Below are 10,452 nucleotides of genomic sequence, written 5' to 3'. Positions count from 1 at the left end.
GCCAAAATAGCGACCATCACTAATACCTAACGGTATAAGTTTATGAAAGCCCACCCGCATTCCTTGTCAAACGGCAGTGATTGCGGGTGGGCTTTTTTGTTTACGTGCTTCACGGTGTTCTTATAGATAATGTATGCCTACCTCAGCCTTTGCCCCTCTAATTCGAGCGCCGCATTCGAATAGGGAAAATCCTAAAACACGTTTTCTAATTGTCGTGTGAGACCGAAGTCGTATAGTCATCTTGGCATGCATGCTCTACCTTAATTATGGATAAACAGTTACTAAATTCAGTTAATGAGGTACATCATGACCCATAGCGCTGCATCACCGTTGCCTTCACAGGTCAAGAACCCCCAATCAAGAAGCGAGCGTAGTGCACGAAAACTACGTGCATCTAAAGCAGCTCAGTGCGCTGTTCAAGCAGAAGGTGCGCAGCAAACGCAAGATGCCGATGCAAAGAACGTCAAACAAAACAATGCGTTCGCTGATAAGAAAAATATCATGTGGGTGCTGTTAAGTGGCGCAATGGCGCTAACCTTTGTCGTCATGCTGTTTTTGCCAGATACAGGGATGGGCGGCGGCCTTGTTTCCACCTATTCTGCCATGCTTTGGTGTGGCTTTTTTGGTGCAGCACTTTGGCGTTATAGAGCGACAAGTGGCTGGGCTGGGTTTGCTTATGGAAGCGTTGTTGGACTAGTGATTCAATTTATTTCACAGATAATCTAGCACACAGTGTTTATACAATTGCCTTGTACAACTTGCCTAGTTAGAAACCGCTGAGCGACTAGGAACGGTAAGTCCACATTTCTTTTAAGTACATTATGGGCGATCAACGGATAAGACTTCTGTTTAAACAGCTGTCTTATCCGTTGATCGCCCTGTTGGCAACCTCACTTCCTAAACATTAAGTCCTGTTGCTCTTTGATGTACAGCAATGGTCAACAGGTCCTCAATGACTTTTGGCTGGAAACCCGATCCAGACGTTTTGTCCGACAGTATAATTTATAAACTCCAGTTACTTTTTTTAGGTTATGTTTAGCCAATAACAAACCAAACGTTACCCTTCGTCTCTAATAAAACTGAGTGAGCCTATGGCAGAGAAGCCCAATAAATCCGCTGAATCACCAACCCGTTCTAGTAGAGCGGTACCGTCGTCGCGTTTATCGCGCATAGGCCGCTTGGGCTCATTGGCAGGTAGAATTGCAGGTAACGTAGTATCACAAGGTGCAGGACAACTGTTAAGGGGCGAGAAGCCCGCGTTGTCTTCGCTGCTCTTAACGCCCAAAAACATTTCAAACATTGCAGATCAGCTTGCCAGTATGCGTGGTGCAGCTATGAAGCTCGGGCAGCTTATTTCAATGGATGCAGGAGATTTTCTCCCCGAAGAGCTCGCGGTAATTTTAGGCCGATTACGGGACGACGCTGACCCGATGCCAAAAGACCAGTTAATTGCCACGTTGAATCAGTCTTGGGGCGAAAAATGGCAAGATGACTTACTTTACTTTTCCTTTGCCCCTATAGCTGCGGCCTCTATTGGTCAGGTGCATAAAGTCATTACGATGGACGGTCGGATGTTAGCAGTAAAAGTGCAGTATCCTGGCGTGAAAAAAAGCATAGATAGCGATGTAGACAACGTAGCTACACTTATAAAACTCACTGGCTTGGTACCCAAATCATTAGATATCAACCCGCTTTTACATGAAGCTAAAGCTCAGCTTCACCAAGAAGCTGATTATGTGCGAGAAGCTGACATGCTCAACCGTTATCGCGCGTTGGTTGAAAGCACCGACATCCCAAACAAGGGGAGTAATGCGTTTGTCATTCCGCAAACCTTTGCTCCCCTTACCACCAGTACCGTGTTAGCGATGGATTTCATAGAGGCGCAAGACTTAGATGCGCTAATAAACGAGCCTCAGGACGTCCGAGATGCCGTGATGACGGCGCTAATGACTTTATTTTTTAATGAAATTTTTCATTTTAAGCTGCTGCAGAGCGACCCTAACTTAGCCAACTACCAGTTTAATCCCGATACAAAAGAAATCGTTCTGTTAGATTTTGGTGCTACACGGGATGTGCCTGACGCCATTTCAGCCCAGTATCAAGCGTTACTCAACAGCGCCGCAGCCAACGATAAAGCGATGATGCAGCAAGCCGCGTTTCGCATAGGATTAATTGACGAAAGCCACTCTCAAACGCAAGTCGACGCCGTCATAAACATTGGTATGGAGGCGTGTGAAGCGATTCGCTGCGAGGGCGCTTATGACTTTGGCCAAAGCGATCTCATTGCAAGGCTTCACGAAAAGGGAATGGCGCTGACTATGGAGCACAATTTTTGGCATACGCCGCCAGTAGATGCCCTGTTTATACACAGGAAGCTAGGTGGCTTATTTCTGTTGGCTAAACGATTGAAAGCTAAAGTAGATATGCGAAAGGCAGCAGGCACATGGCTGAATCTATAACCTGCACTTCGTTGGTGTGTTAAGCGAGTAAGAAACTACTTATTACACAGCTTATATATCGTTTGGATCGGTTTTGCGGTGCTGTGCCATGTTTTACTGTGAAAACGTTGCGCTGCGACCTTACAGAACTCAGATAGGACCCACTTCAAAAAGCCTATAGCACTCGTACAACAGTCTAGTAAGGCAAATCCATGCTGAACGGTAACGCCATCTGCTCTTTACTTTTTGGCGGGTTGCCAATCATTTCATCGTAAGGCGTATCGTGCTTCATCACCGCCTGCTGAACATGACAATGCGCGAAGGCTTCGCGAATGTGGCCGGCACTAAAAAAACGCATGGGCTTATCTTTGTTGTCGTAAAGCATGCCACTTTGACTGCCGATAGTGAGATAAACCAGGTAAACATTCATCTCATACGACTGAACTTCCAGATAATCTATCGCGGTTGGCGACTCTTCAATATCTCGAAAATAGAACTTCTGCATTTTTCTACCTCATGAACCAAGTATGCACCTTGCACGCCCTATATTCTTATTTAATGATGGAAGCTAGGGCTAAAAAGCAGAATATATACGTTAGGCAAGGTGCTCAGGTTCATTAGATAGATCTAGCGGAGGTCGATGGTTTTTAAACCGTACTGCATTTGCCAACACCAGTAAGGATGCAAGAGAGCAGGCACTGTATAGGAACGCCGCCGTTCCCATTCCAGAAGCAATCCATAGTAATGGAAATACCAGCAACCTAGGGCCTTCAACAGCTAAAGCGACTTTCGCTTTAGACAGTATAAAGCCATTTTGTATACTCATAACAATGACAGTCGCTACAGCAATGATCTGATGCTTAGTTGACAAGTTATTGATATTTAAAAGGAGATAAAGCATTACTCCCAGCATGATTAGATGCTGCATAACACTGTAGCGTTTTACTGCTCGGTGTAATTTAGGGTGATACTGTCTAAACTTACTCACGCTAATTATCCTATAAGGGCACATTTAAGTTGAAACGGGGTCGTGAGGCTCGAAATATTCACTAATTATTATAGATAACAATGAGCTAGCATTTGCTTTTCAATGACTAATCAACACATTAGTACACAAACCCAATTTGTTAAACATTTGTTTAAAAATAATTTTTGCATTTACATAATATCGAATGTGAATGAGAAGAAAAAATGAGGGTTTTCCACTAAATTTGTATAAAAAGAAATCGGAAAGTGACTTTTTTACGTTAAAAAGTGTTCAAAATAAGGAATTTACAATCTAAGGGAACATTTCTCTTGATTGATTTTCTAAATTTGGGTGTTATCTCTGGTAGTATTACCAAAAGGATAGTTTTGTAGCGGAGTCATTATGAGCGAATCGTCGGAAAAGAAATCGTTAGGCCCACACTTTATCATTGTAGGCATCCTTCTTGTTGTTATTCTGGCTGTTGTGTTTTGGCCCAGCGACGATGAGCCTGAGCCAGTAGTTACGCCTGAGCCCGAAGTGACTGAACCTGAAGTGACTACGCCAGAAGAGCCTGAAGTATTTGAGCCTACTCAGCCAGCCCCAACAGTAGAGCTTGAGGAAAAAGACGAGGTCGAGCCGCTTCCAGAGCCAGTTGAACCAGAACCGGAACCTCTGGATACCAGCGATCCTGCGGTGAAAGCTTCACTTATTGAAAGTTCGTCTGCGAGCGAAGAAACCGTTAACCGCATGCTGGTTGATGAAGGTCTAATTCAACGCTTTGTGGTGTCGGTTACGAATCTAGCAAATGATGAAATGGCGCCTAATCACCAGTTACTAACGCCACCTGAGCAGAACTTCCGCGTATACTCTCAAGCAGGCAAGCAATGGATTGATGCAGCAAGCTATAAACGTTATACACCATACGTAGATATGTTGGAGTCATTCAATAACGAAGCACTGCTTAACATATACGGTATTTATAAAGACGACATTCAGGCGAAGTACGCCGAAATTGGAAGCCCTGACCAAGACTTCAACAGCGTATTGCTAGAAGCGATTGATCAGCTTCTTGATACACCTGAAGTGCCGGTTCCTGTAGAGGTTTACACCGACTCGGTCGCCTACAAGTATGCTGATGATCGTCTAGAGAGTTTAAACGAGCCACAGAAACAACTTCTTCGTACTGGCCCAGATAACATGCGTCGCATAAAGGCAAAGCTACGCGAACTAAAAGTATTGGTTGAAGAGCGTGGATCTAACTAGATTTCAGCAGCAGCTTAAGGGCACGTCGTCAAAAGCGCGCCCTTTACCTCCTGTTGAACAATGGAACCCCGATTTTTGCGGTGACATTAATCTAACTATAGCGCTTGATGGAAGATGGTTTTATGAAGGCAGTCCTATTGGGCGCGCAAGCTTGGTTCAGCTTTTTGCTTCGGTGTTAAAGCGGGAAGGTGACAAGTACTTCTTAGTTACTCCCGTAGAGAAAGTAGGCATTACCGTTGAAGACACACCTTTTCTTGTAACTCAATGGCATAGGGAAGAGGGTGAATCAGCGAGTGATAACACCTATGTGTTTACCACACAAACAGGCGACATTGTAAGGTTAGAGCGTGCTGATCAGCTCGAACTTCGCGTTCCGCCTAAAGCCATACAAGATCCAGAGGCAACGCCCATTCCCTACCTATGCGTTCGCAGAAACTTGTGGGCAAGACTACATCAAAATGCCTATTATCAACTGCTTGAACAAGCTGATGAAAAACCGGATGAAGCCGGCACGCAATTTAGTATTCAGTCAAACGGCATCACCTTTATTTTAGGTGAAGTAAGCAACTAGCCTACTTTGTTGCTTCTGTCTCTTCGAACATATCAAAACGTAATTCATCTTCAATAAAGCACCGTTAACAGCGCTTTGTTTTGCGTTATACCTCTGACTGCATTACATTCGATATAGTCTATAAAACAATCAACAAGAATACCTATATCATGAAAAAGCCTCTGATTACGCTGGCCGTTGCCAGTGCCTTACTTTCATCGCCCTTTTCCACTGTAGCCGACACGCTGATTCATGCAGGAAAAGTGTTTACTGGCACATCAAACTCTCTTCAGGAAAATGTGACTATTGTTGTTGAAGACAACAAGATCAAAGCGGTAAAAAAGGGGTTTGCTGAAGCCCAAGAAGGCGATACTGTCATCGACTTGAAGACGTCAACCGTTATGCCAGGTCTGATGGACATGCATGTTCATTTGTCTTCTCAACATGGTGGTCCTCAAACGTATCTGGAGCGCTTTTCACTAAATGAAGCCGACTATGCATTGCGGGCAGCGAACTACGCTAAGATTACGTTAGATTCGGGCTTCACCACGGTTCGCAATTTAGGGGATGGCTACAACGAAACCGTTGCGCTAAGGAACGCTATTAGTAAAGGCTATGCTACAGGTCCGCGAATCTATACCGTTGCCAAATCTATTGCCACTACAGGCGGGCACGCCGATCCAAGTAATGGCTTATCTCATTTACTTCGCCCAGACGTAGGCCCTAAGCAAGGTGTGGTTAATGGCGAAGCTGAAGCCCGTGAAGCAGTAAGAACTCGTTACCAAGATGGTGCGGACTTAATCAAGATCACCGCAACCGGCGGCGTATTGAGCGTAGCTAAAAGCGGCCAAAACCCACAATTCATGACCGATGAATTAGAAGCAATTGTTGAAACGGCAAAAGACTACGGTATGACAGTGGCGGTGCACGCGCATGGGAAAGAGGGAATGAAGCGGGCTATTGAAGCCGGTGTAGATTCTATCGAACACGGCACTTATATGGATGACGAAATCCGCAATTTAATGAAGAAGCACGGCACCTACTATGTACCAACAATACTGGCAGGAAAGTTTGTAGCAGACAAAGCCAAAATTGATGGCTTCTTTCCGGAATTGGTGCGCCCGAAAGCTGCAGCCATTGGCCCGCTTATCCAAAATACCTTTGAACAAGCACATAAAGCAGGCGTAAAAATTGCTTTTGGTACAGACAGTGGTGTATCAGCCCACGGCGACAATGCGCAAGAGTTCTCATTAATGGTTGAAGCTGGTATGAAGCCTGCCGACGCGCTGCTAAGTGCCACCGTGAATAGCGCGAATTTACTAGGTATCAGCGATATTCTTGGCACGCTGGAAGAGGGTAAGTTGGCTGATATTGTTGCGGTTCAAGGCAACCCGCTTGACGATATATCGCTTATGGAAAGCGTGTCTTTTGTGATGAAAGACGGAGTTGTTTACAAGCAGTAGAGAAAAATAAAGTGGTAGAGATTACATGGAACTAGGTAAAAAGGTTAAGCACAAAACCAAAAAGCTTGTCGATTCTAAGCATATGTTAAAGGGCATCACTCTTGCCTCATTTTTAGAATCAACCATTGTTCCTATACCACTAGAAGCCGTAATGGTGCCACTAATGCAAGCAAGACGGGAGTCGCTTTGGAAAATTGCATTAATGGCCACCATAGGCTGTGTGATTGGCGCAGTCTTCGGCTATGCCCTCGGTTACTACCTCTTCGATATGGTTGGTCAGTGGCTTATAGATACTTTTTTTAGCCAAGACCAATTCGACAGTGTAAAACAGCAGATGCAAAACCAAGGTTTTTGGTTCGTAATGACCTTAGGTATTGCCCCTATCCCTTTTCAGGTTGCGATGCTTGCTGCAGGTGCAACCCAATACTCACTTCCGCTTTTTCTTTTAGCTACTGTTATTGCACGTTCAATTCGCTATTTCGGACTCGCAGCCGTGGTCTATTACGCAGGAGACAAAGCTGAGCAGCTCATTAAGCGCTACAAAATGAAAGCGGTTATTGCTATCACAGTTGCAGTGCTTCTCTTATGGTGGCTTTCAAATTTAATCAGCCAATAAGCTCGCCTGTACTAGTGACTCAAAGCACTTAATAGGCGAGACAAACGATGCCGTTGGTTCACGACAACGTAAATATCAAATCAACCCAATAGATTTTTTGAACTTTACATTTGATAATGATTCTTATTTGCACTAATGTAATAAAAAACAGGAGGTGCTTATATGAATGTTCAGCGGCTATGCCCAGTTTACAAAAAGTGGCTACAGCTAAACCCTTCAAACGCGCGACAGCATCGCTATGCTATGCAAGCGCAGACGCAGCAAGCCCATCAACAGGGCAGATTGGATTATGCGAGAGAGTTAGGCTATCAAACCTTTGAGGCCGCAAAGGTTATCCTTAATGCGCTTCAGCCTACCTCTTTGCAGAAAGTCAGTGTAGTTCAAGAAGACGTACTCGCTTTTTCCACTATGGGAATGTACTTATCTTCTCTGCTTGCCGAAGAACATAGGAAGCGAGAATCTCACGCTATTTTACAAGAATGTCAGCAACAGCTTATTGCCATATTACCCCTGCATGCCACCAATCCTTCTATATGCAGGCTAATCGCGGCCATTCAGCATACCCTTGAGCAAACCTATGTCCCCCAAGCAAGCAAACGACTCGCTTCTGTGGCCGTGCATTAAATACTTTAGATAAAAGGAGATAGTTATGGCGTCGAAACAAATTTCAAGCGAAGACGGCTTTGTCTCATTAAACGTTAGAGCTTCTGTACTTCAAAAAATGCTTAATGGTGAAGTGCTACACATGACAGATATTCACTGTACCTGTTCGCGAAGCAAGCAGGTTTTGAAGCAACTTTTATTGCAGGCTGCTAGCGGCCGCGAATAGAAACAGTAACAAAAAAGGCGCTCAAGCGCGCCCTTTCTTAATAACGTATTGGTAAGGCATGGTCTCGGTTTGAGACGCAACCAGCGTGTGGTCCATAAAGCGGCAAAAGCTAGGAATATCTCTGGCCGTTGAGGGATCGTCAGCCGTGACCGATAAAGTTTCCCCATCGGCCAGCTTTCGAATATTCAGACGCACCATCATTACTGGCTCTGGGCAACGCAATCCTAGCGCATCTAAATGCTGACTAGCCGCGCTAAATGCGCTGTCAAAATCAGATGCCATAATTTTCACGATAGGTGTTAATGGCGCTGATTTCGATATCAAACCCGCCTTTCTCGGTCAGATAAGCCACGACATCGGCAAGCGATACAATAGAGATAACCTGAGTGCCAAAATCGCGCTCGACCTCTTGAATAGCTGACAGTTCGCCATTACCGCGCTCTTGTCTGTCTAGCGCAATCAGCACGCCAGACAAGCTAGCCTGCTGTTGCTCGATTAAGGTCATCGATTCGCGAATAGCCGTACCCGCAGTGATCACGTCATCCACCAGCATAACCTTACCTTCTAGTGGGCTGCCAACTAGATTGCCGCCTTCACCGTGGGTTTTCGCTTCTTTGCGGTTGAAGCAATAAGGGACATCAAGCTTGTGGCTATCGGCCAATGCAACGGCTGTTGTTGTCGCAATAGGAATGCCCTTATAGGCTGGACCAAAAAGTACATCGAACGCAACGCCTGCGTCCATTAACGCATCAGCGTAAAAACGCCCCAACTTAGCCAAATCGCCACCGCGATTAAACAAACCGGCATTGAAAAAGTACGGGCTAACGCGGCCTGACTTTAAAGTGAATTCGCCAAATTTCAGTACGCCACGTTCAATGGCAAACTCAATAAAATCACGCTGAAACGCTTTCATGATGACCTCTTAATTTCTAATTTACGCGTTGGTTCTAACTACGTGTCGATGACTCGCTTATGCTAGCGCCGCTTTTTGAATGTCGAACAATTCACGTAAACCGTGCTTACCAATTTTCAGCATCTCGTCAAGCTCTTCAAACGAGAAGGGTTCGCCCTCTGCAGTACCTTGAACTTCAATCAGCTTGCCGGTTTCGGTCATTACAATGTTCATATCTGTTTCTGCCTCAGAGTCTTCGGTGTACTCAAGGTCAGCGATTGGCGTACCTTCGTAAATACCTACTGAAAGAGCGGCAATCATATGTTTAAGCGGGTTAGTTTTGATAATGCCTTTTGCACGCATGTAAGTAAGTGCATCAACAAGAGCTACACACGCACCGGTAATTGACGCTGTACGCGTACCGCCGTCGGCCTGAATAACGTCGCAGTCTAACGTAATGGTGTTTTCGCCCAGAAGTTTTAAATCTACCGCTGCGCGTAGTGAACGCGCAATTAGACGCTGGATCTCTAACGTGCGGCCGCCTTGTTTACCGCGCGCCGCTTCACGGCCGCTTCGCGTATGAGTAGCACGTGGAAGCATGCTGTACTCAGCTGTAATCCAGCCTTTCCCTTGGCCCTTCATAAAGCGTGGCACACCTTCTTCTACCGTCGCATTACACAACACCTTAGTGTTACCAAACTCTACAAGAACAGAGCCTTCTGCGTGACAAGTGTATTGGCGAGTAATTGTAACAGGGCGAATTTGACTGGCGGTTCTGCCGCTTGGACGCATAGTGTTCTCCACAACGTAAGTGCTTAAAAAAGGGTAGCGTTTTACAGGTTTTATTGGCGATATGTGAATAGAAAGCCCAATTCGCGGTCAAAACCTATAAATTCGATGTAGCTACGAAATTGCGCCTAAGTATAACGCAATACCCGCGGCCGTTAAAAACGAACTTTACATGTTTGCTTATTGAATTACGTAAATGTGCGCTAATATACAAAATACAAGAAAACCTGCTGTAGATATTCACGTATACAACACGACGTTCGGGTTGTTTTTGCAGGCTTTCAGTTAAATTTAAAGGATATTTATGATTTACAGCATGACAGCGTTTGCACGCGTAGAAACCAAAAAAGAGTGGGGCTCAGCCGTGTGGGAAATACGCTCGGTCAACCAACGCTTTTTAGAAACTTACTTTCGCCTGCCGGAACAGTTTCGCTCATTGGAGCCGGTTTTACGTGAACGATTCCGTAAAAAGCTAGCCCGAGGTAAGGTGGAATGTGCGCTGCGTTTTACTGCCAACGATGCTGCTGTAACTAAGCTAAGCTTAAATGAAGAGTTGGCTAAGCAAGTGCTTCACGCTGCTGATTGGGTGCAATCCCATGGCCAGTCTACGGGTGTAAACCCACTAGACGTTTTGCGCTGGCCTGG

Annotated in this window: 14 protein-coding genes; 9 read left to right on the top strand and 5 right to left on the bottom strand. The window is 45.3% G+C overall.

Annotation, left to right across the window (positions count from 1 at the left end; translation table 11 throughout):
* Positions 1-306 precede the first annotated feature (306 nt).
* Entirely contained in the window at positions 307-726 is a 420-nt protein-coding gene (locus tag QVA83_RS19910) for a hypothetical protein (protein ID WP_278346545.1), read from the top strand.
* Positions 727-1,091: 365 nt separating this feature from the next.
* Positions 1,092-2,459 carry an ABC1 kinase family protein gene (locus tag QVA83_RS19905; protein WP_287498860.1) on the top strand — a complete coding sequence of 456 codons (1,368 nt, stop codon included), beginning with the start codon at positions 1,092-1,094 and terminating at the stop codon, positions 2,457-2,459.
* 175 nt (positions 2,460-2,634) lie between these two features.
* Here the strand turns inward: QVA83_RS19905 and QVA83_RS19900 are convergent, their stop codons facing one another.
* Both QVA83_RS19900 and QVA83_RS19895 read right to left on the bottom strand, forming a co-directional pair.
* Positions 2,635-2,943, bottom strand: coding sequence for a DUF6482 family protein (locus QVA83_RS19900; protein ID WP_014951422.1), 309 nt, complete (start codon positions 2,941-2,943; stop codon positions 2,635-2,637).
* A gap of 90 nt (positions 2,944-3,033) precedes the next feature.
* On the bottom strand, positions 3,034-3,426 hold the full coding sequence (locus QVA83_RS19895) for a hypothetical protein (protein WP_014951423.1): 393 nt from the start codon (positions 3,424-3,426) through the stop codon (positions 3,034-3,036).
* A gap of 381 nt (positions 3,427-3,807) precedes the next feature.
* Between QVA83_RS19895 and QVA83_RS19890 the strand changes: the two genes are divergently transcribed.
* From QVA83_RS19890 to QVA83_RS19865, 6 genes are all read left to right on the top strand, one after another.
* The gene (locus QVA83_RS19890; protein WP_014977825.1) at positions 3,808-4,668 is read left to right on the top strand and encodes a DUF3014 domain-containing protein; all 861 of its coding nucleotides are present in this window, start codon (positions 3,808-3,810) and stop codon (positions 4,666-4,668) included.
* Positions 4,655-5,239: a DUF1285 domain-containing protein gene (locus QVA83_RS19885; protein ID WP_069945233.1), complete on the top strand. Its 585-nt coding sequence runs from the start codon at positions 4,655-4,657 to the stop codon at positions 5,237-5,239. Before QVA83_RS19890 ends, QVA83_RS19885 begins: the two co-directional genes overlap by 14 nt.
* A 149-nt stretch (positions 5,240-5,388) precedes the next feature.
* Positions 5,389-6,681 (top strand): amidohydrolase family protein, encoded by a 1,293-nt coding sequence (locus QVA83_RS19880; protein ID WP_156079073.1) that lies wholly within the window; start codon positions 5,389-5,391, stop codon positions 6,679-6,681.
* Between the two features lie 25 nt (positions 6,682-6,706).
* Positions 6,707-7,297, top strand: coding sequence for a YqaA family protein (locus QVA83_RS19875; protein WP_283645053.1), 591 nt, complete (start codon positions 6,707-6,709; stop codon positions 7,295-7,297).
* A 162-nt stretch (positions 7,298-7,459) separates the two neighbouring features.
* Entirely contained in the window at positions 7,460-7,921 is a 462-nt protein-coding gene (locus tag QVA83_RS19870) for a hypothetical protein (protein ID WP_014951428.1), read from the top strand.
* A 25-nt stretch (positions 7,922-7,946) separates the two neighbouring features.
* A complete protein-coding gene (locus QVA83_RS19865; protein WP_014951429.1) occupies positions 7,947-8,126 on the top strand; it encodes a hypothetical protein in 180 nt (59 codons plus the stop codon).
* A gap of 21 nt (positions 8,127-8,147) precedes the next feature.
* Here QVA83_RS19865 and tusA read toward each other — a convergent pair whose 3' ends face one another.
* Genes tusA through rph form a run of 3 tightly spaced genes read right to left on the bottom strand, consistent with a single transcriptional unit; the run spans position 8,148 to position 9,810 of the window.
* Positions 8,148-8,408 (bottom strand): sulfurtransferase TusA, encoded by a 261-nt coding sequence (gene tusA, locus QVA83_RS19860; protein WP_014951430.1) that lies wholly within the window; start codon positions 8,406-8,408, stop codon positions 8,148-8,150.
* Positions 8,398-9,039, bottom strand: coding sequence for an orotate phosphoribosyltransferase (gene pyrE / locus QVA83_RS19855; RefSeq protein ID WP_278346355.1), 642 nt, complete (start codon positions 9,037-9,039; stop codon positions 8,398-8,400). The genes tusA and pyrE overlap by 11 nt, the downstream gene beginning before the upstream one ends.
* A gap of 57 nt (positions 9,040-9,096) precedes the next feature.
* Complete coding sequence (gene rph, locus QVA83_RS19850; RefSeq protein WP_014951432.1) at positions 9,097-9,810, bottom strand: ribonuclease PH; 714 nt, start codon at positions 9,808-9,810, stop codon at positions 9,097-9,099.
* Positions 9,811-10,111: 301 nt separating this feature from the next.
* On the opposite strand from rph, the gene QVA83_RS19845 reads away from it, so the two are divergent.
* A partial coding sequence (locus QVA83_RS19845) for a YicC/YloC family endoribonuclease (protein WP_287498859.1) occupies positions 10,112-10,452 on the top strand: 341 nt, incomplete at its 3' end.

The organism is Alteromonas sp. AO-Serp (assembly GCF_017849675.1).
GTDB lineage: Bacteria > Pseudomonadota > Gammaproteobacteria > Enterobacterales > Alteromonadaceae > Alteromonas > Alteromonas macleodii.
The sequence above is the reverse complement of the archived record's forward strand: the minus strand, read 5'-3'. Positions and strand labels throughout refer to the sequence as shown.

Excerpts from the sequence above, each read along its gene's own strand:
- QVA83_RS19910 (WP_278346545.1), top strand. The coding sequence starts at position 307 with ATGACCCATAGCGCTGCATCACCGTTGCCTTCACAGGTCAAGAACCCC.
- QVA83_RS19905 (WP_287498860.1), top strand. The coding sequence starts at position 1,092 with ATGGCAGAGAAGCCCAATAAATCCGCTGAATCACCAACCCGTTCTAGT.
- QVA83_RS19900 (WP_014951422.1), bottom strand. The coding sequence starts at position 2,943 with ATGCAGAAGTTCTATTTTCGAGATATTGAAGAGTCGCCAACCGCGATA.
- QVA83_RS19890 (WP_014977825.1), top strand. The coding sequence starts at position 3,808 with ATGAGCGAATCGTCGGAAAAGAAATCGTTAGGCCCACACTTTATCATT.
- QVA83_RS19880 (WP_156079073.1), top strand. The coding sequence starts at position 5,389 with ATGAAAAAGCCTCTGATTACGCTGGCCGTTGCCAGTGCCTTACTTTCA.
- QVA83_RS19875 (WP_283645053.1), top strand. The coding sequence starts at position 6,707 with ATGGAACTAGGTAAAAAGGTTAAGCACAAAACCAAAAAGCTTGTCGAT.
- QVA83_RS19870 (WP_014951428.1), top strand. The coding sequence starts at position 7,460 with ATGAATGTTCAGCGGCTATGCCCAGTTTACAAAAAGTGGCTACAGCTA.
- QVA83_RS19865 (WP_014951429.1), top strand. The coding sequence starts at position 7,947 with ATGGCGTCGAAACAAATTTCAAGCGAAGACGGCTTTGTCTCATTAAAC.
- tusA (WP_014951430.1), bottom strand. The coding sequence starts at position 8,408 with ATGGCATCTGATTTTGACAGCGCATTTAGCGCGGCTAGTCAGCATTTA.
- pyrE (WP_278346355.1), bottom strand. The coding sequence starts at position 9,039 with ATGAAAGCGTTTCAGCGTGATTTTATTGAGTTTGCCATTGAACGTGGC.
- rph (WP_014951432.1), bottom strand. The coding sequence starts at position 9,810 with ATGCGTCCAAGCGGCAGAACCGCCAGTCAAATTCGCCCTGTTACAATT.